We start from the raw sequence: 18,762 nt of genomic DNA, 5'->3' as shown, positions 1-18,762 counted from the left end.
GCTGGCAGCGGACGTGCCGCTGACCTGGGAAAGAGGCTCCGCGCTGAGGCGTGCGCCACGTCAGGGCCGCTCGGCCACCGCGCACCACGCGAACGGCCGTGTCTGGGCCTCCAGCGCCGACACCGGCTGTTCCGGGCGCCAGTCCGGCAGCGCCGACATCCCCGGATCCAGCAGTGGCCAGCCGCCGAACCACGGCAGGATCTCCGCGTCCGAGCGCAGGTACGCCGGGTTGCTCGTGTCGCGGTACGCCTCGATGAACGCCTTCACCTCGGCTGCGCGGTCCGGCGGCGCGTCGTCGCGGCACGTGGCGTGCGTCACGGCGAGCCACGAACCCGGAGCGAGCTTCGAACGGTAGGTCGCCATCAGCCCGTCGGGGTCGTCGTCCGGGCCGATGAAGTGCAGCACGGTGATCATCAGCAGGCACACGGGTTCGGACCAGTCGATGAGCCGCTTTGTCGTCTCGTCGGCGAAGAGCGCTTTCGGGTCCCGGATGTCGCGCTGCACGAGGCCCGCCCGGTCGCCGGCGCCCTCGCGTTCGAGGATCACGCGCGAATGCGCCGCCGCCACCGGCTCGTAGTCCACGTACACGACGGTCGCGCCTTCGTCCTCCGGCAGCCGCTCGCGCACGATCTCGTGCACGTTGCCCGCCGTCGGCACCCCCGAGCCGAGATCCACGAACTGCCGGATCCCCGCGTCGAGCGCCGCGCGCACCACGCGGTTCGTGAACGCGCGGTTCTGCCTCGAGATCGGCCGGATCAGCGGCCACACCTTCTCCACGCGCCGGCCGAACTCGCGGTCGACGGCCCAGTTCTGGTCGCGCCCAGGTACCAGTCGTAGACCCGCGCAGCCGAGGGCTTCTCGACGTCCACGCCCGCGGGGCCTTCCGGTGCGCTCACTCCGCCGGCTTCTCGGCGACGCCGCACCAAGCGAACGGCCGGGCCTCGGCCTCGACCGCGTTGAGCTCGCGCTCGGGCCGCCAGTCAGGCAGGTGCACGATGCCCGGTTCAAGCAGCGGCCACCCGCCGAAAAACGGCACGATCTCCTCGCGGTCGCGCATCCACACGGGGTTGCTCGTCTTGCGGTACTGCTCCACGAACCAGCGCAGACCGTCGAGCGCCGGGCCGCTGCCGTTGCCCTCGCTCATCTGCGAGATCGCGAGCCAGCTGCCGGGCGCGAGCGTGTCGCGGTACGCCTTGACCAGGCCGTCAGGGTCGTCGTCCGGGCCGACGAAGTGCAGCACGGCCATCATCAGCAGGCACACCGGCCGGCTGAAGTCGATGTACTCGCGCGTGGTCGGCGCGCGCAGCACGGACTTCGGATCGCGCAGGTCCGCCTGCAGGATGCCGGCCCAGTCGGTGGCCGCGCCCTCTTCGAGGATCAGCGTCGCGTGGGCGACGGCCACGGGCTCGTAGTCCACGTACAGCACGGTCGCGCGGTCTTCGTCGTCGAGCTCGGCCTCGATGACCTCGTGGACGTTGCCGGCCGTCGGCACGCCCGAGCCGAGGTCCACGAACTGCCGGATCCCGGCGGCCAGCGCGCCGCGCACCACGCGGTTCATGAACTCGCGGTTCTGCTTCGCGCCCGGCCGCACCAGGGGCCACTGCTGCTCGACGCGCCGGCCGAACTCGCGGTCGACGGCCCAGTTCTGGGTGCCGCCGAGGTACCAGTCGTAGATCCGCGCCGCCGACGGCTTCTCGGTGTCGACGCCTTCGGGCGCCTTCGGCGCGGACGCCGGCTGATCGCTCACGTCGGGTCTCCCCTCGTCGTCGGTGGCCAGACTAGCGAGCACCCACGACGGCGCGGTCCGCGGAGACGGAGAACCCGGTGCCGCGCTGCAAACGAACGCGGCCGGAACGCGTGGCGAGCGTCTCGGAGGAACGCCGAATCCGCGTCGGGGCAAACGGGCGGGACAGCCGGCCGTTCTCGGATGCGCGGGCGATGGTCGAGCGTCATCCACCGGTATCGATGTGGGATCGCCTGACGGTACGCGCCGGCGGTGTTCGGTCCGTGGCAGACGATCTGGGCCTGCGCTGCGACTGGCCGGCCATCGTTCACCGCCGCGCAGTTGTCCTCCGCGCGGTGATCAGCTGGCCCAAGGCATCGTCAGACCCGGTCGGACACGCCCTGGTTGTCCACCACTGGGCTGTGCTGTGGATTGCTCCACTTCGTCGCGCACCGGCCTGCACACCTGCCGCCAAACCGGCAGAACTCAGCGCACGGCGGGCCGGCGCTGCCACCCGGTCCACAGTGGCCGGTAACCCTGCGCGTACCAGAACGGCGTCGACCGCGGGTTGGGCACTGCGGTGTGCAACAGCACGACGTCGGCGCCGGCCTCGTCGAAGACTTGGTGCGCGTGGGCGGCCAGCGCGGTGCCGACGCCCGCCGAGCGGGCGGCCTCGGCGACGGCCAGCGACGACAGGTAGCCGATGCGCTCGGCGGCCACGCGGTGCTTGATCCACGCCGTTTCGTCGGGCATCTGCAGCACGACCATCCCGAGCGCCTTGCCGTAGAGCTCGGCGATCCACACCTGGGACTCCGGGCGTTCGAGCTGGCGCTGCAGCTCCTTGCTCACGAGCTCCTCGATGCCCGGGCGCACCGTGACCTTGCCGAACTGCGAGTCGTAGCGCTGCAGCTCCAGCATCAGGCGCATGGCTGTGCCGAGGTCGTCCGGTGTCGCGTGGCGGATGCAGACGCCCGGGGTCGTCGCGGGGCCGGGCGCGGCCATGCGCTCGGCCGGGCGGACGGCGATCACGCCGACGGGCGCGAAGCCGTGGCGGAGCAGTTCGGTGGTGCCGGCGGTGTCGCGGCTCGGCCGCGAGAGCACCGCGGCGCACTCGGGATCCCCCGGCCGGGCGATGGTCCCCAGGTGTTCATCCCATCGAGTGAGCAACGCGCCGAGGCCGGCGGCTGGGTCGGGACCGGCCAGCTGGACCTCGAGCCGGTGTTCGGCCAGCGCTCGCCAGATCGACCGGGGGCTGTCCGGGCCGAGTTCGGTGCTGGTGGCCAGCCCGGCGGCCGTGGTGTCCCCGACCTGCGCCGACAGGAGTGTGGCCTCGCCGTGGACCTCGAAGGGGAGGGGCGCGGGAAGCAGCGCGTCCACCGTGGCGATGCGCGCCGCGTGCCCGGTGGCTGTCACGTCGTTGTGCATGTACTTCATTGTCGCTCCGCATTGCCCGGCGGCACCCCTGGACACACCCCACAGCGCCGGATCAGGCACGAACGGGCAGTTTCACTCCTTGGTCCACGCAGGTCAGCGCCACACGCCCATTGTTAACCCTGGGGTGATCTCCTACTGTCTCGAAAGGGACACGGGTACGCCCTACGGGGTACGGTATGGCCCTTGTCCACACCTGACGTCACGGACGAGCGCGACCGGTGGCCAGCCGGGAAGGAAGGTCGGATGCCGGACAGCAACGGCAGGCCTGATGCCGCCCCAGGGGCGAAACAGGGCAAGGGGGGCGCCGTTTCCGGGACCTTCGCCGAGGCCCGCACGGACGAACGCCGGTTCCGGGTCTACACCTTCGCAGTCCTCGGTCTCGGCCTGATCACCGCCTTCGCGGTCGGGTCGTGGTTGCCCTTTCACGGCTCGGCGAAGCTCTGGTGGATCGGACCAGTGCTCGCGCTCGCGTTCCTGCTCGCCGAACAGCTGGGCATCAACGTCGACGTCCGCAGCGGCATCTCGTGGACGATCTCGTTCACAGAAATTCCGCTGGTAATCGGTTTCTTCGTCGCGCCCTTCGAGGTCGTGCTGGCCGCGCACCTGGTCGCGGGCATCGGCACGCTGCTCGCCCGGAAGGTGGCCGGGCGCGTCCTCTACAACGCGGGCGCGTTCCTGCTCGAGATCACCGGCGCGTTCGCCATCGCGGGGCTGGTGAAACAGGCCGTCGGCGGCGGCGAAACCATGCCGTGGGTCGCCGCGCTGGCGGGCACCCTCACCGCGCCGCTGGTCAGCACGCTGCTGGCGCTGGCCGCCGTGCGCGTGCTGCGCCGCCGCATGCGCGTGAGCACCGCCATCCGGCTCACCGGCCGCATCCTCGTGGTCGGGTTCGTGAACGCGTCGGTCGGCCTGTCGGGCTACCTGGTGATCGCGAACACCCCGCAGGCATGGCCGTTGGTGCTGGCAGTGTTCCTGGGCCTCACCGCGCTGTACTGGGCCTACTCCGACCTGCTGCGCGAGCAACGGGACATGGAGGCGCTCTCGGACGTCAGCCTCATGGTGGCGCGCTCGGGCCAGCAGGCCGCCGCGCGCCCGGCGAGCCGCGCCGACGAACTCGTGGGCGGCGTCGACGTGCGCGAGTGGGCCACCATCGCCGAGCGGATCAAGGACCAGCTGGCGGCCGGGCGCGTCGTGCTGCGACTGCGCCTGGAGGCGAAGGACACCATGCGCGTCGTGGTGGCCGGCGACGAACTGCCGCCCGTCGACCCGAACGCCGACGACCCGCTGCAGCGCCTGCCCGGCGCGCACGTGCGCCACTTCCGCATCACCGAGGCCAACCCCGACGTCCGCGCGGCGCTGCTCAACCGCGGCGCGCAGGAGGCGCTCGTGGTGCCGCTGCGCAGCGCGAACCAGCTACTGGGCGTTGTCGAGGCCCACGACCGGCTTTCGCGCTGGCGCGGGTTCGGCAAGTACGACGTGCAGCTGCTCGGCACGATGGCCAGCCACCTCGCGACGTCGCTGGACAACCGGCGCCTGCTCGCGACCCTGCGCCACGACGCGTACCACGACCCGCTCACCGGCCACCTCAACCGGCCGGGCTTCCAGCAGGTCGCCAAGGAGCCGTTGCGCGACTTCGCCAACGCGGTGGTGCTGCGCATCGACCTCGACGTCTTCTCGACCGTCAGCGACGCGCTGGGCTACTCGTGGGCCGACCGGATGGTGATCGCCGCCGGTCGCCGCATCCGCGACGCGCTGGGCCCCGACGTGCCGCTCGCCCGGCTGGAGGGCGCGTCCTTCGCCGCCTTGCTCGTGGGGTGCACACCCGAGAACGCCCACGCGGCCGCCGAACGGCTGCGCACGCAGCTTTCCGCGCCGTACCCCGTCGACCGGCTCTCGGTCGAGGCCAACGCGATGATCGGCTACGCCACCACCTCGGCCGAAGACGGCGACGCGGTCGACGTCGACGGCCTGCTGCAGCGCGCCGACGTGGCCGTCCGCGCCACCCGCGGTGGCGAAGAGGTGCGCGGCTACGTGCCGAGCATGGGCCAGATCTTCCTGCGCCGGTTCCAGATGGTGACGCAGTTCCGGCAGTCGCTGGAGGACGGGCACGTATCCGTGCACTACCAGCCCAAGATCACGCTGCCCAACCGTCAGGTGCAGGGCGTCGAGGCGCTGGTGCGCTGGGTGCACCCGGAGTTCGGCCGCCTGGGCCCCGACGAGTTCGTGCCCGCCATCGAAGCGGCCGGCCTGATCGGCGTGCTGACGTCCTTCGTGCTGGAGGCGTCGCTCAAGCGCGTGCGCAAGTGGCTCGACGAGGGCCTGCGCATCTCCGCGGCCGTGAACCTGTCCGTGCGCAACCTGGCGGACGAGGACTTCCCGGCGAAGGTGCAGCGCGAGCTGGAGCGCTACGACGTGCCGCCCGAGCTGCTCACGTTCGAGCTCACGGAGTCCGGCGTGATGTCCGACCCGCAGAAGGCCCTGCCGATCCTCCGCGAACTGCACTCGCTCGGCATCGTGCTCGCGGTCGACGACTTCGGCACGGGCTACTCGTCGCTCGCGTACCTGCGCCAGCTGCCGGTGGACCAGGTCAAGATCGACAAGAGCTTCGTGCTCGGCATGGGCACCGACCTCGGCGATCTCGCGGTGGTGCGCTCGATCGTCGAGCTGGGTCACTCACTGGGCCTGACGGTCGTTGCGGAGGGCGTCGAAGAGGACGTCGCCCGCGACCAGCTCGAGGCGATGGGCTGTGACGTCGCGCAGGGGTACCTGATCTCGCGGCCGCTGCCGGAGGACCGCCTGGAGGCCTGGCTGCAGGCCCGCACGGCGCGCTCCCCGGGCCGGCACTCGGAGACGGTGCTGACCTTGCTGACCTGAGGTTTTGCCGTTAGCCGACCCCGGTTGCACAGCCGGGTGACGCCCCTTGCTAATCTTTCAGAGTCCTCGCAAGAGGCAAGCCCCTTTAGCTCAGTCGGCAGAGCGTCTCCATGGTAAGGAGAAGGTCTACGGTTCGATTCCGTAAAGGGGCTCGCGAGTGGGCGAGCTATGCTTGCGGGAAACGCAAGTCTAGCTCGCTTCGCGGCGTCCGTCTGGGGGTCGAACCCCCAGACCCCGCCAAGGGGCTTCGCCCCCTGGACCCTCAACGGGGGTTGCGCTGGCAGGGTGGGCGTTGGTTATGGCGGTGTAGCTCAGTTGGCAGAGCAAGCGGCTCATAATCGCTGTGTCGCCGGTTCAAGTCCGGCCACCGCTACGCGGTAACGACGGGGCTGGCCCCCGGATCTGAGAGAGAAGGAAACGCTGTGGCTGCCACCGACGTGCGACCCAAGATCACGCTGGCGTGCGAAGAGTGCAAGCACCGCAACTACATCACCAAGAAGAACCGGCGCAACGACCCGGACCGCTTGGAGATGAAGAAGTTCTGCCCGAACTGCGGTACGCACCGGACTCACAAAGAGACCCGCTGACGTAGGCGGTTCTCCCAGCTTCGAGACGCCGCTCCGGCACTGCGCCGGGGCGGCTTTTCGCTGTCCAGCGCCGGTTCGGGAGCCCGTTCGGGACCGCCGTGACCGGTGTCGCAAGCGGCCGAGTGGCGGACGGCGGCGCGGCGCTGGTCGGCTAGCCTCTGCGGGTGCCTTTGGACCAGTCGTTCATCGGGCGGAGCTATCCGCCCGACAGCAAGTACGAAGTGAGCCGGGAGAAGATCCGGGAGTTCGCCGACGCGATCGGTGACCGCAACCCGATCTACCGCGACCCCGAGGCGGCCCGCGCGGCCGGCCACCCGGACGTGGTCGCGCCGCCGACGTTCCTCACGATCCTGAACCTGCCCAAGGTCAACGGGATCGTCGCCGATCCGGAGCTCGGACTCGACTACTCGCGCATGGTCCACGGCGACCAGGGCTTCACCTACGAGCGTCCGGTGCACGCGGGCGACACGCTGGAGATCTCGGCGACCATCGAGAACATCATGGCCCGGGCCGGCAACGACTTCATCAACGTCAGCGCGGCGATCACCGACGCCGAGGGCAGGCTGGTCTGCACCACGCGGGCGCAGCTCGTGGTGCGAGGGGAGGACGCGTGAACGTCGGCGACGAACTGCCTCCGCTGGAGGTCCGCGTCACGCGCGAGCAGCTGGTCCGCTACGCGGGCGCCGCGCTGGACTTCAACCCGATCCACTGGAACGAGCGCTTCGCCAAGGAAGTCGGCCTGCCCGACGTGATCGCCCACGGCATGCTCACCATGGCGCTGGCCGGTCGCGTCGTCAGCGACTGGCTCGGCGACCCCACGCGCCTTCTGGACTTCAGCGCCCGCTTCACGCGCCCCGTCGTGGTCCCCGACGACGCCGAGGGCGCCCTCGTGGAGATGACCGGCAAGGTCGGCGCCATCTCGGACGACGGCGTCGCCCGCGTGGACCTGGTCGTCAAGTTCGACGGCAAGACCGTGCTGGGCAAGCCACAGGCGCTCGTGCGCGGTTAGCTCACCACCGACTCGACGACGGTCGCCATCTCGGCTTCGCCCCGCGCGTTGGGGTGGAGCGGGGCGGCCGCCGACGTCGGCGCCAGGCACTCGATCCAGCGCGTGTCCGAGCCCGTGCAGACGTCGTGGCCCTTGCTCGGGCCGGCGGTGTCGGCGTAGCCCGCGCCGTGGGATTTGGCCTGCTCCTCAAGCACGTCGTCGAGGTGCTTCAGCGCCTTGCGCAGGTACGCGACGTCGCCGGAGCCGAGGGGCAGCGCGGGCCGGCAGCCGTCGCCGTCGGGCAGCACCGTCGGGTAGCCCACGACCACGACGCGGGCCTTGGGCGCCTTGGTGTGGATCCGGTCGAGCACCGCGCCCACCTTGCCCGCCACGGCTTCGATGCGGTCCGCGAGCTGGTCGTGGCCGCCGGTGGTGACGCGGTCGTGGCACGGTGCGCCGTCGCGGTGCGAGGTGACGCAGCCGGGGGCCAGCGCGATGAACCCGACGTCGTTGCCGCCGATGCCCAGGGTCACCGGCGTGGTCGCCGACGTGACGGCGTCCAGCTGCGGCGGGTTCGTGCCGTTCTGGGTCGGCTGGGAGCCCGTGAGGTCCGCCGTGGTGGCACCGCTGCAGCTCACGTCCACGAACTGCGCGGGCTTGAGCTTCGCCGCCACCAGGTGCGGGTAGTTGTTGTCCGAACGGGCGCAGCCCACCGGCGTGCCGGCCGGTGCCCGGTCCGCGGTGCCGACGTGTACGAGTCCCCGAGCGCGACGTAGCGCCCGGTTCCACCGCCGGTGTCCGCGCCCGACGGCGGCTCGGTCGACGACCCGTGCTTCGCCTTGGAGTAGCCCACGCCGAGCAGCGCGACCACGACCACCAGGACCAGCAGCCCGCAGCCGCCGCGCTTCTTCCCCGCCACCTGATCGTTTCTACCGGTCCGCGCGAGGGCGCCACGACTGGTGTCCGGGTGATCACGGACCCCTAGGCGACGAGGGCGCCGACGGCCGCGCGCAGCTCCCCGGCCAGTTCCACCGCGTGCGCCACGTCGTTCGCGACGTAGTGCAGGTCCACGAACGCTTCGGTGAAGCCCTCGTCCGCGACCGCCTTGAGGCTCGTGGCGAGGTCGGTCACGGTGCCGACGGGCGTGCCTTCGCGCGGGTTGATCCGCAGCACGCGCCGCAGCGAAGCCGGGTCACGGCCGGCTTCGGCCGCGGCCGCGGTGATCACGGACCACATCCGGCGCAAGTACTCCCTCGGCAGCAGCGTCGGGAGCCAGCCGTCGGCGACCGCGCCCACGCGGCGCAGCGCGCGTTCCGACATCCCGCCCAGCAGCACGGGCGGGTGCGGGTTCTGCACCGGCCGCAAGCCGACGTGCGCATCGGGGATCCGCCAGCGTTCGCCGTCGTGGCCGGCCGGGTCGGCGGTCCAGAGCGTGCGCAGGACCTCGATCAGCTCGCCGAGGCGCGCGCCGCGGCCGGCCCACGGCACGCCGATGGCGGTGTACTCGTCACGCAGCCAGCCGAGGCCGAACCCGGCGTCGACGCGGCCGCCCGAGAGCAGGTCGAGTGACGTGAGCGTGCGTGCGAGCAGCACCGGCGTGTACAGCGGCGCGGACAGCGTGCTCGTGCCGAGCCGCGCCGAGCGGGTGGCGCTCGCCGCGGCCGTCAACGCGACGAACGGGTCGACGAAGCGGACGAACTCCGGCGGGTAGGGCCGCTCCGGTGTCCCGCCTCCCGGGTACAGGTCCGAGGGCTCGAGCGGGGTGAGCACGCGGTCGCCGACCCACAGCGAGGTGTACCCGAGCTCCTCGGCGGCGGCCGCGAATCCGGCGACGGCCGTGGGGTCGGCGAGCTTGCCGTACTGCGGCAGGGCGAGTCCGAGTCGCAACGCTGTCACCGGGCCTCCTCGAAGACGGTTTTCCTTGCGTGACGACGAAGATCGCGCACGCCCGGCCGAACCTCGCGGTAGCTCAATGGAATCAGCGGGAGCGACCGGTGATTTCCCCGATGCCACAAGGCATTCCGACGCACCCGCGCACCGGTCGTGGGCCGGGGGAGAACGGGAGCGGAAGCAGCGTTGACCACGGCGCTGGAACCGGTTTTCCGATTAATCGCGGATGGGCGCACGGGGCCATCCTGGCACGGTGCGGCCGCCGGTGCCGCGCGTGTCGCAGACGGGCTGCGCCGGCAGGTCGAGGGGGTCCCCGCGGGGGTGCCCGACCATCGAAGGGGGCGCGGTTGCGGGTCTCGATCCGGCTTGCCGTAGACTTCGGAACTCGGAACGCACTACGGTCGTCCCCGCTGGATGGTGGGGACGATGGAATGCGTCCTCCGGAGCCCGGGCGACCGGGCTCCACAGGGGTGTAGCTCAATTGGCAGAGCAGCGGTCTCCAAAACCGCAGGTTGCAGGTTCAAGTCCTGTCACCCCTGCGTACGGGAACTGGTGGAGCGGAGGAGTGGTCGTGAGCGACAGCGACGCCAGCGGCGAGCACGAGCAGGACGAGTCGGGCAAGCAGCCCCGGGTCGAGTCCCGCCCGGTGACCGCCGCGGCTCGGCGCGAGCGCCGCGCTTCCGCCCGCCCGTCCGGCAAGTCCGAAGCGCGTTCGGGCGGCACGCGGCCGTCCGGCAAGGCGGGCGACAAGGTCGCGAAGCCCGCCGACGCCAAGGGTGCGCCGACCCCGAAGCGGGATCAGAAGCCGAAGAAGGCGTCGGTCTTCGCGCGGATCATGCGGTTCATCCGTGAGGTCTGGGCGGAACTGCGCAAGGTCATCTGGCCCAATCGCAAGCAGATGGTCACCTACACCGCGGTCGTGCTGGTGTTCGTGGTGTTCATGGTGGCCCTCGTGAGCGGCCTCGACCTGGCCTTCAAGCAGGTCATCGGGCTGGTCTTCGGCTGACGCCGAAGAGGCGCGCCACCGTGCGCCGCGCGGGCCGGCCTGCCCGAGCCCGGCAAGTGATCAACTGAGAGGACGGAACGTGACCTCCGACAACGGCACAGAAGCCGGTCGCGACCTGACCGAGCTTTCCGACGAGCAGGTGCAGGAGGTACTCGGCGACGAGGACTCCGCTCACCTCGAGCCCGTCGAGGTGCCCGACGCCGGCGAAGAGGTCGACGCAGCCGCCGAAGACGACGGTGAGACGGGCAGCGACGAGACCGAAGCGGGCGAGGAAGCCGCGCCCGTCGAGTCCGGGATCGCCGAGGCCGAACCCGCCGCCGAGTCCGACGACCCCGTCGCTGCGCTGCGCGCCGAGCTGATGGCCGCGCCGGGCGAGTGGTACGTCGTGCACTCCTACGCCGGGTACGAGAACAAGGTCAAGACCAACCTGGAGACCCGCACCCAGACGCTGGACGTCGAGGACTACATCTTCCAGATCGAGGTACCGACCGAAGAGGTCACCGAGATCAAGAACGGCCAGCGCAAGCAGGTGCAGCGCAAGGTGCTGCCCGGCTACATCCTGGTGCGGATGGACCTGAACGACGCGTCGTGGAGCGCGGTGCGCAACACGCCGGGTGTCACCGGGTTCGTCGGCGCGACCTCGCGCCCGTCGCCGCTCACCGTGGACGAGGTGCTGAAGTTCCTCGCGCCGCAGGTCGAGAAGGAAGCCCCGGCGAAGGCCGGCAAGGGCGAGGCCGCCGCGGCGTCGGCGCCGTCGGGTGCCGCCGCGGTCGAGGTCGACTTCGAGGTCGGCGAGTCGGTCACCGTCATGGACGGCCCGTTCGCCACGCTGCCCGCGACGATCTCCGAGGTCAACGTCGACGGGCAGAAGCTGAAGGTCCTGGTGTCGATCTTCGGCCGGGAGACCCCGGTCGAGCTCTCGTTCAACCAGGTCTCCAAGATCTGACCGGTCGGGGAATACCCACCGGCAGTCCCCGCGTACTGGCAGGTGTGCGGGGGACTCACGTCAGCAAGAAGGACACAAGGTAATGCCACCCAAGAAGAAGAAGCTTGCGGCGATCATCAAGCTGCAGATCAAGGCGGGCCAGGCCAACCCGGCCCCGCCGGTCGGCCCGGCGCTGGGCCAGCACGGCGTCAACATCATGGAGTTCTGCAAGGCCTACAACGCCGCGACCGAGTCGCAGCGCGGGGACGTCGTCCCGGTCGAGATCTCCGTGTACGAAGACCGGTCGTTCGACTTCAAGCTGAAGACGCCGCCGGCCGCCAAGCTGCTGCTCAAGGCCGCGGGCGTGGAGAAGGGCTCCGGCGAGCCGCACAAGACCAAGGTCGCCAAGGTCACCTGGGACCAGGTCCGCGAGATCGCCAAGACCAAGGAGACCGACCTCAACGCGCACGACATCGACCAGGCCGCGAAGATCATCGCCGGCACGGCCCGCTCCATGGGCATCACGGTCGAAGGTTGAGGCACCCCGCGAGAGCGCGCCGGTTTCTGGACTGAGCGATTTCGATCGGCCCCACGGGCCGAGCGGAATCGGGAAGGAAGAAATCGGCTCAAGGCGATCTCGCCGCCCCGGCGGAGCCGAGGCAATTCGACACCGTGGGAGAGCCAGTGCTGGCTCGCCACCACACTGATCCGCTGAAGTTAAGGACAGAAGCATGACCAAGCACAGCAAGGCCTACCGCCAGGCCGCGGAGCTGATCGACAAGGAGCGCCTGTACGCGCCGCTCGAGGCCGCGAAGCTGGCGAAGGAGACGTCCAAGACCAAGATGGACGCCACCGTCGAGGTCGCGATGCGTCTCGGCGTGGACCCGCGTAAGGCCGACCAGATGGTCCGCGGCACCGTGAACCTGCCGCACGGTACCGGTAAGACCGCCCGCGTCATCGTCTTCGCCGTCGGCGACAAGGCCGCCGAGGCCGAGGCCGCCGGCGCCGACGCGGTCGGCACCGACGAGCTGATCGAGCGCATCCAGGGTGGCTGGCTCGACTTCGACGCCGCGATCGCGACGCCGGACCAGATGGCGAAGGTGGGCCGCATCGCCCGCATCCTCGGCCCGCGCGGCCTCATGCCGAACCCGAAGACCGGCACGGTGACCCCCGCGGTCGAGAAGGCCGTGAAGGACATCAAGGGCGGCAAGATCAACTTCCGCGTCGACAAGCAGGCCAACCTGCACCTCGTCATCGGCAAGGCCTCGTTCGACACCGAGAAGCTGGTGGAGAACTACGCCGCCGCGCTCGACGAGATCCTGCGCGCCAAGCCGTCGTCGGCGAAGGGCCGCTACGTCAAGAAGGTCACCTTCACCACGACGATGGGCCCGGGCATCCCGGTCGACCCGCTGCGCACCCGCAACCTCCTGAGCGAGGAAGCGGCTGTCTGAGTCGCACATCACGCGAAAGGGCGGTCACGCATTACGCGTGGCCGCCCTTTTTTCGTGTCTCATGGAGCTATGCCGACGACGACCTTCACCGCCCCCGACGGGCTCCTCCTGAGCTACACGGTGTGGGAGGGCGACGGCCGGCACCCCCGTCCCGTGGTGCTCCACCACGGGTTCGCCGCGGACGCCCAGGTCAACTGGGTCGGCACGGGCGTCGTCCGCACCCTGGTCGACGCCGGTTTCACGGTGATCGGCCTCGACGCCCGCGGCCACGGCGCCTCGGACAAACCGCACGACGCCACCTGCTACGGCCACGACGCGATGGCCCGCGACGTCTCCGCCCTGCTCGACGAGCTCGGCCTCGAAGAGGTGTCGCTGGCCGGCTACTCGATGGGTGCGATCGTCGCGTTGATCGTCGCCACCACGGACAAGCGCGTGCGCTGCCTGGCGGTCGGCGGCGTCGGCGCGGGTGTCATCGACTTCGGCGGCGTGGACACGCGCGTGGTCAACCCCGAGCAACTCGCGGACGGCCTGCTGGCCGAGAACCACGCCGACGTGCCGGCCGAGGTCCGCCCCTTCCGCCGCCTGGCCCGCCGCACGGGCGCCGACGTGGCCGCGCTGGCCGCCGTCCTGCGCGCCTCCCACCACGCCCCCATCGCTCTGACGGCGATCACCGCGCCCACCCTCGTCCTCGCCGGCGAGCGCGACCACCTCGCCACCCAGCCCGAACGCCTCGCGGTGGCCATCATGGGCGCCCGCCTCGTCCGTGTCCCGGGCGACCACATGACCGCCGTCGCGGACCCGGCGTTCGCCCGCGCCCTCGCGGACTTCTTCGCCTACTCGGACACGGGGGAGACGAGGTTCGCGATCTCCGCACCCGCGTAGCCGAGCTCCGCGAGCAGCTCGCTCGTGTGTTCACCGAGGCGGGGCTGGCGGACCTGCTCAGGTCGTCGGGGGAGGGGAACCCGGCGCGCTCGGCGGCCCGCACTTCTCCGGACCCGGCGCGTGCCCGGTGATCAGCCACTGGCCTTTGTCCACTTGGGTCACGGTGAACACGCCGAGCGCCGGTCCACCTTGGACGGCGAAGGTGCACGAGTCGATGGTGACCACCCCCTCGGGCGGCGGGCCGGACACGTAGGAGGGCAGCGATTCGGCGTAGTCGTTCTGGTTGGTGACCTGCGCGTGCAGCTTCTGCACGGCCACCTGGCAATCGGGCTGGCCGACGTCCTGGGCGAACTTGGTCTGGATGTCCTCGCGGAAGCGGCCGCACGCGTCCTGGACCCGGCCCTGCGCGATGTTGTGGTAGACGAACCGCACGGCCTCGTACGGGTTCGTCGAGAAGATGTGGTTCGTGTGGTAGGTCCCGCCGCCCTCGGCCGCGATCTGCGCCGAGGACTTCCCTTCGTCACTGGGGAAGAAGTGACGGTACGCCCACGTGCCGGCGATCCCGAGGAGCACGAGCACGATGAGCCAGCCCAGGACCTTCCCGCCCAGCCGCTTCAGCCACCGTGGCACCGGACGGCGACGGCGGGGCGGCTCGTCGTACGGGGCGAGTGCGCCGGGGTGGTTCGGGGGTGCGGGGGGCTGCCGGCCGCCCTGCTGGGTCTGCGGCTGACGTGTGCCCGCGGGGACGAGGCCGGCGTCGGGTGGCGGGGCGGGTGGGGTGCCCTGCTGGGCCTGGGTGAAGCGGAGGTAGTCCTGGAATTGCTGGAACTGGCGGAACTGCTCCAGCTCGGCCGGGTCGATCTGCGGCTGGGCCTCGGCGCCGGACTGCTGCGGCGCGGGCGGTTGCCCGCCGGGTTGCGGTAGCGCGGGCAGGTTCGACGCCGGCGCGGCGTCGGTGGGTGGCTGGTGGCCGTTCGGCTGCGGCACGTTCAGGTGTGGTTGGGCGGAAAGCTGCGGCCGGCCGTTCGGCTGCGCGTCTTGCGGGTTCCAGGACCGGTTCGTGGCCGGGGGCTGCCCGGACGGCTGCGGCAACCACTCCGCAACCGGTTGTGTGCCTTCGGCAGGATCGGTCGGCTTGTCCGGCTGTCCGTGATCACGCTGCTCCGCCACGTCACCAATGATGCCCGCTGGCGACCGGATCCCCGAGTCCGGGCGGCTTGTCGCTGGTCAGCGAGGGGGCCCCGCCACGACCGCCGGAACCGTCCCGTACACTGGTCGACGGTTCTACCGAAGACCGCTGGTTTTCCGAGTGCTCGCTGAGTGCCCGGAACGAAGGTCCCGCGAAACGGCGGGCGGCCCGCGCAGGAGGAACGAGGCTCGGCACGATTGTGCCGTATCGAACGCCCCGTGCTGCTGCGCGTGGGCGTTTTTCCGTCTCAGGGGGCTCTCGAAGGACCAGTGGAAACACTAGCCAAGAGAGGAGGCGACCATGGCGAAGCCCGACAAGGTGGCGGCCGTCGCCGAGATCGCGGAGAGCTTCCGCAGCAGCTCGGCCACCGTCGTTACCCAGTACACCGGCCTCTCCGTGTCCCAGCTGTCCCAGCTGCGCCGCGCTCTCGGCACCAGTGCCAAGTACCGGGTCGCGAAGAACACCCTCGTGAAGCGTGCCGCCGAGGACGCCGGCATCGAGGGTCTCGAGGACCTGTTCGTCGGCGCGACCGCGATCGCCTTCGTCGAGGGCGAAGCCGTCGACGCCGCCAAGGCGCTTCGCGACTTCGCGAAGGACAACAACGCGCTTGTGATCAAGGGCGGCTACATGGACGGCAAGACGCTGTCCGTGGAAGAGATCAACCAGATCGCCGATCTCGACAGCCGTGAGGTCCTGCTCGCCAAGGCGGCGGGCGCGTTCAAGGCGAAGCTGTCCCAGGCCGCCGCGCTGTTCCAGGCGCCGGCGTCCCAGGTCGCCCGCCTGGCTGCTGCGCTGCAGGAGAAGCAGGGCGGCGCCGCCGGTACCGAAGCAGCCGAAGCACCCGCCGAGAGCTGAACCACCCCACCCCGAACGCCTAGTTCGTTTTTCTGAGAGGAAGCCATCATGGCGAAGCTGAGCACCGCCGAGCTGATCGACGCCTTCAAGGAGCTGACCCTCCTCGAGCTGTCCGAGTTCGTGAAGGAGTTCGAGACCACCTTCGACGTCACCGCCGCCGCGCCGGTCGCCGTCGCCGCCGCCCCGGGTGCCGCGGGTGCCGCCCCGGCCGCCGCCGAGGAGCAGGACGAGTTCGACGTCGTCCTCGAGTCGGCCGGTGACAAGAAGATCCAGGTCATCAAGGTCGTCCGCGAGGTCGTCTCGGGCCTGGGCCTGAAGGAGGCCAAGGAGCTGGTCGAGGCCGCTCCCAAGGCCCTCCTCGAGAAGGTCGACAAGGAGGCCGCCGACGCCGCCAAGGAGAAGCTCGAGGCCGCCGGCGCCAAGATCACCATCAAGTGATCCCCGGGCGCGTCAGCGCCCTGTGCACCACCTCGTGAAGGGGCGGGCATCCACGCGGATGCCCGCCCCTTTCCTTGTGATCACGGGTCCGTACCACCGCGGCCCACTCGCCCAGCAGGTCGCTGCACCCTCTTCCTCGCGACCATCACCGTGCTCGTTGTGCGCGCCAGCCTGGTCTGCGCCATAGTCTTAGCCGTTCTGGTGACCAAGGCGAACCACTCGATCACCTCGGGTGGGCCGTCGATCTGTTCCGTTTGCTCCGGTTAGCCCCGTGGAGTGACCTGGTTTAGGCCATCTGGATCTGCGTCCCTGAGTGACGTGCACTACCGTGCTGCCAGCGGTCGCCGGAAAACAGCCCGAACGGGTGAGGTGCTCACTGGCCTCGTCAGGGAAGAAAACTGGTGAGTAACCTGTTCGCACCCAGCTCGTTGCACCTGGTTGACGCGGAGATCGCGGCGCGCATCGGCGCGGGCTCCCGTTGCCAGTGGCGCGGGGCGGCGGTGCGCGACGACGCGGAACAGCTCCTGGAGGTGCGATGGGTGCCGAGGTGGTCATCGAAGGTCTCACGAAGTCCTTCGGCAGGCAGACCATCTGGCGGGACGTGACGCTGACGCTGCCTCCCGGCGAGGTGTCCGCGATGCTGGGCCCGTCGGGAACCGGCAAGTCGGTGTTCCTGAAGTCGATGATCGGCCTGCTGAAGCCCGACAAGGGCCGCTGCGTGATCAACGGCGTGGACATCGTCACCTGCTCCGAGCACAAGCTGTACGAGATCCGGAAGCTCTTCGGCGTCCTCTTCCAGGACGGCGCGCTGTTCGGCTCGATGAACCTCTACGACAACGTCGCGTTCCCGCTGCGGGAGCACACGAAGAAGTCCGAGTCGGAGATCCGCCGCATTGTCCAGGAGAAGCTGGAGATGACGGGTCTGGCCGGCGCGGACAAGAAGCTCCCCGGCGAGATCTCCGGTGGTATGCGCAAGCGCGCCGGCCTCGCGCGGGCCCTGGTGCTCGACCCGCAGATCATCCTGGTCGACGAGCCGGACTCCGGTCTGGACCCCGTGCGCACCGCGTACATCTCACAGCTGCTCATCGACCTCAACGCGCAGATCGACGCGACGATCCTGATCGTGTCCCACAACATCAACCTCGCGCGCACGGTGCCCGACAACCTGGGCATGCTCTTCCGCAAGGAACTCGTGATGTTCGGCCCGCGCGAGGTGTTGCTCACCAGCGACGAGCCCGTGGTCGAACAGTTCCTCAACGGCCGCAAGCGCGGCCCCATCGGGATGTCCGAGGAGAAGGACTCCGCCACGATGGCCCGCGAGGAAGCGGAAGCCGCGATGGGCCACAACGACGGGTCGCCCGACGAGGACGTCCGCGGCGTCGTCCCGCAGATGCAGCCGAGCCCCGGCCTGCCCGAGCGCGCCGGCGCCCGCCGCCGCATGGACCGGGTGATGCGGATCCTCCACACGCTCCCACCGGCCGCGCAGGAGGGGATCATCGAGTCCCTCACGCCGGAGGAGCAGCGGCACTACAACGTGCACCCGCACCAGCCGCCGCAGAACCGCCCCGGTCCCGAGGACACGCAGCAGATCCCGCGGATCCAGGACCGCAGCCCCGCCCCCGACCGCCACCAGGGCCAGCTGCCGGCCGACCAGGTCGCCCGCATCCCGGGTGGCGCGCCGAGACCAGGCGGCTTCGGGCCAGGACAGAACGGGCCGGGTGGCGCGTGAGCTCGAACGCAGCACCGGCGAAGATCCCCGGCTACGGCATGCTCCGCGAGACCGGGAACCTGTTCGCCCTCGGTCTGGACATCATCCGCGGCATCTTCCAGCGCCCGTTCCAGCTGCGGGAGTTCATCCAGCAGGCCTGGTTCATCGCCAGCGTCACGATCCTGCCGACGGCGCTCGTCGCGATCCCGTTCGGCGCGGTCATCTCGCTGCAGTTCGGCGCGCTGGCCCGGCAGCTCGGCGCGCAGTCCTACACCGGCGCCGGTTCGGTGCTCGCCACCGTGCAGCAGGCCAGCCCGCTGGTCACGGCGCTGCTGGTGGCCGGCGCGGGCGGCAGCGCGGTCTGCGCGGACATCGGCGCCCGCACCATCCGCGAGGAGATCGACGCGATGGAGGTGCTGGGCGTCTCCGCGGTCCAGCGCCTGATCGTGCCACGCACGCTCGCGATGATGCTCGTGGCGCTGCTGCTCAACGGCATGGTCAGCGTCATCGGCGTGCTCGGCGGCTACTTCTTCAACGTCGTGCTGCAGGGCGGCACCCCGGGCGCGTACCTGGCGAGCTTCTCCGCGCTGGCGCAGGAATCCGACCTCTGGGTGGGTGAGCTCAAGGCCCTGATCTTCGGCTTCATCGCCGCGGTCGTGGCCGCTTACCGGGGCCTGCACCCCAGCGGTGGCCCGAAGGGCGTGGGCGACGCGGTGAACCAGTCGGTGGTCATCACCTTCCTGCTGCTCTTCGTCGTGAACTTCGTGATCACGCTGATCTACCTGCAGCTCGTGCCCGGAAAGCTGGACTGA

17 protein-coding genes, 3 tRNA genes and 2 pseudogenes are annotated in these 18,762 nt (G+C 70.4%); 16 read left to right on the top strand and 6 right to left on the bottom strand.

Annotation, left to right across the window (positions count from 1 at the left end):
* Positions 1-60: 60 nt before the first annotated feature.
* The 3 genes and pseudogenes from I6J71_RS40865 to I6J71_RS40855 all read right to left on the bottom strand — a co-directional run bounded on the left by I6J71_RS40865 (position 61) and on the right by I6J71_RS40855 (position 3,148).
* Positions 61-896 (bottom strand): annotated as a pseudogene (locus tag I6J71_RS40865) (SAM-dependent methyltransferase).
* The gene (locus I6J71_RS40860; RefSeq protein WP_204091738.1) at positions 893-1,747 is read right to left on the bottom strand and encodes an SAM-dependent methyltransferase; all 855 of its coding nucleotides are present in this window, start codon (positions 1,745-1,747) and stop codon (positions 893-895) included. Before I6J71_RS40860 ends, I6J71_RS40865 begins: the two are co-directional and overlap by 4 nt.
* A gap of 462 nt (positions 1,748-2,209) precedes the next feature.
* The gene (locus I6J71_RS40855) at positions 2,210-3,148 is read right to left on the bottom strand and encodes a GNAT family N-acetyltransferase (protein WP_204097493.1); all 939 of its coding nucleotides are present in this window, start codon (positions 3,146-3,148) and stop codon (positions 2,210-2,212) included.
* A 252-nt stretch (positions 3,149-3,400) separates the two neighbouring features.
* Between I6J71_RS40855 and I6J71_RS40850 the strand changes: the two genes are divergently transcribed.
* The 6 genes from I6J71_RS40850 (at position 3,401) to I6J71_RS40825 (ending at position 7,627) form a co-directional block, all read left to right on the top strand.
* Entirely contained in the window at positions 3,401-6,031 is a 2,631-nt protein-coding gene (locus tag I6J71_RS40850; protein ID WP_204091737.1) for a bifunctional diguanylate cyclase/phosphodiesterase, read from the top strand.
* A 79-nt stretch (positions 6,032-6,110) separates the two neighbouring features.
* Positions 6,111-6,183 (top strand) — tRNA-Thr (locus I6J71_RS40845).
* Between the two features lie 148 nt (positions 6,184-6,331).
* Positions 6,332-6,404: transfer RNA gene (locus I6J71_RS40840), tRNA-Met, on the top strand.
* 49 nt (positions 6,405-6,453) lie between these two features.
* Positions 6,454-6,618 carry a 50S ribosomal protein L33 gene (rpmG, locus tag I6J71_RS40835; protein ID WP_020668467.1) on the top strand — a complete coding sequence of 55 codons (165 nt, stop codon included), beginning with the start codon at positions 6,454-6,456 and terminating at the stop codon, positions 6,616-6,618.
* Positions 6,619-6,782: 164 nt separating this feature from the next.
* Positions 6,783-7,232, top strand: coding sequence for a MaoC family dehydratase N-terminal domain-containing protein (locus I6J71_RS40830; protein ID WP_204091736.1), 450 nt, complete (start codon positions 6,783-6,785; stop codon positions 7,230-7,232).
* Positions 7,229-7,627 carry a MaoC family dehydratase gene (locus I6J71_RS40825; protein WP_204091735.1) on the top strand — a complete coding sequence of 133 codons (399 nt, stop codon included), beginning with the start codon at positions 7,229-7,231 and terminating at the stop codon, positions 7,625-7,627. Before I6J71_RS40830 ends, I6J71_RS40825 begins: the two co-directional genes overlap by 4 nt.
* Here the strand turns inward: I6J71_RS40825 and I6J71_RS40820 are convergent.
* Positions 7,624-8,525, bottom strand: a pseudogene (locus tag I6J71_RS40820) (SGNH/GDSL hydrolase family protein). The gene I6J71_RS40825 and the pseudogene I6J71_RS40820 sit on opposite strands and share 4 nt — an antisense overlap.
* A gap of 62 nt (positions 8,526-8,587) precedes the next feature.
* Positions 8,588-9,502 carry a TIGR03619 family F420-dependent LLM class oxidoreductase gene (locus I6J71_RS40815; protein ID WP_204091734.1) on the bottom strand — a complete coding sequence of 305 codons (915 nt, stop codon included), beginning with the start codon at positions 9,500-9,502 and terminating at the stop codon, positions 8,588-8,590.
* Positions 9,503-9,962: 460 nt separating this feature from the next.
* Here I6J71_RS40815 and I6J71_RS40810 point away from each other — a divergent pair.
* From I6J71_RS40810 to I6J71_RS40785, 6 genes are all read left to right on the top strand, one after another.
* Positions 9,963-10,035, top strand: a tRNA-Trp gene (locus tag I6J71_RS40810).
* A 32-nt stretch (positions 10,036-10,067) separates the two neighbouring features.
* Positions 10,068-10,502, top strand: a complete 435-nt coding sequence (gene secE, locus I6J71_RS40805) for a preprotein translocase subunit SecE (protein ID WP_204091733.1) — start codon at positions 10,068-10,070, stop codon at positions 10,500-10,502.
* A gap of 79 nt (positions 10,503-10,581) precedes the next feature.
* Positions 10,582-11,448 carry a transcription termination/antitermination protein NusG gene (nusG, locus tag I6J71_RS40800; protein ID WP_204091732.1) on the top strand — a complete coding sequence of 289 codons (867 nt, stop codon included), beginning with the start codon at positions 10,582-10,584 and terminating at the stop codon, positions 11,446-11,448.
* Between the two features lie 82 nt (positions 11,449-11,530).
* Positions 11,531-11,965 carry a 50S ribosomal protein L11 gene (gene rplK, locus I6J71_RS40795; protein WP_204091731.1) on the top strand — a complete coding sequence of 145 codons (435 nt, stop codon included), beginning with the start codon at positions 11,531-11,533 and terminating at the stop codon, positions 11,963-11,965.
* Positions 11,966-12,158: 193 nt separating this feature from the next.
* Entirely contained in the window at positions 12,159-12,878 is a 720-nt protein-coding gene (gene rplA / locus I6J71_RS40790) for a 50S ribosomal protein L1 (protein ID WP_204091730.1), read from the top strand.
* Positions 12,879-12,947: 69 nt separating this feature from the next.
* Positions 12,948-13,760: an alpha/beta fold hydrolase gene (locus I6J71_RS40785; RefSeq protein ID WP_204091729.1), complete on the top strand. Its 813-nt coding sequence runs from the start codon at positions 12,948-12,950 to the stop codon at positions 13,758-13,760.
* Positions 13,761-13,817: 57 nt separating this feature from the next.
* On the opposite strand, the gene I6J71_RS40780 is transcribed toward I6J71_RS40785, so the two are convergent.
* Positions 13,818-14,930, bottom strand: coding sequence for a hypothetical protein (locus tag I6J71_RS40780; protein ID WP_370542045.1), 1,113 nt, complete (start codon positions 14,928-14,930; stop codon positions 13,818-13,820).
* Between the two features lie 319 nt (positions 14,931-15,249).
* On the opposite strand from I6J71_RS40780, the gene rplJ reads away from it, so the two are divergent.
* The 4 genes from rplJ (at position 15,250) to I6J71_RS40760 (ending at position 18,762) form a co-directional block, all read left to right on the top strand.
* Positions 15,250-15,804, top strand: coding sequence for a 50S ribosomal protein L10 (gene rplJ / locus I6J71_RS40775; protein WP_204091728.1), 555 nt, complete (start codon positions 15,250-15,252; stop codon positions 15,802-15,804).
* A 48-nt stretch (positions 15,805-15,852) separates the two neighbouring features.
* Positions 15,853-16,242, top strand: a complete 390-nt coding sequence (gene rplL, locus I6J71_RS40770; protein ID WP_204091727.1) for a 50S ribosomal protein L7/L12 — start codon at positions 15,853-15,855, stop codon at positions 16,240-16,242.
* Between the two features lie 535 nt (positions 16,243-16,777).
* Positions 16,778-17,971, top strand: coding sequence for an ABC transporter ATP-binding protein (locus I6J71_RS40765; protein ID WP_204091726.1), 1,194 nt, complete (start codon positions 16,778-16,780; stop codon positions 17,969-17,971).
* A 38-nt stretch (positions 17,972-18,009) separates the two neighbouring features.
* Positions 18,010-18,762 carry an ABC transporter permease gene (locus tag I6J71_RS40760; protein ID WP_204097491.1) on the top strand — a complete coding sequence of 251 codons (753 nt, stop codon included), beginning with the start codon at positions 18,010-18,012 and terminating at the stop codon, positions 18,760-18,762.

Origin of the sequence: Amycolatopsis sp. FDAARGOS 1241, assembly GCF_016889705.1 — a bacterium.
Lineage (GTDB): Bacteria > Actinomycetota > Actinomycetes > Mycobacteriales > Pseudonocardiaceae > Amycolatopsis.
Note: the sequence above shows the minus strand (reverse complement) of the source record. Positions and strands in the feature narration are given on the sequence as shown.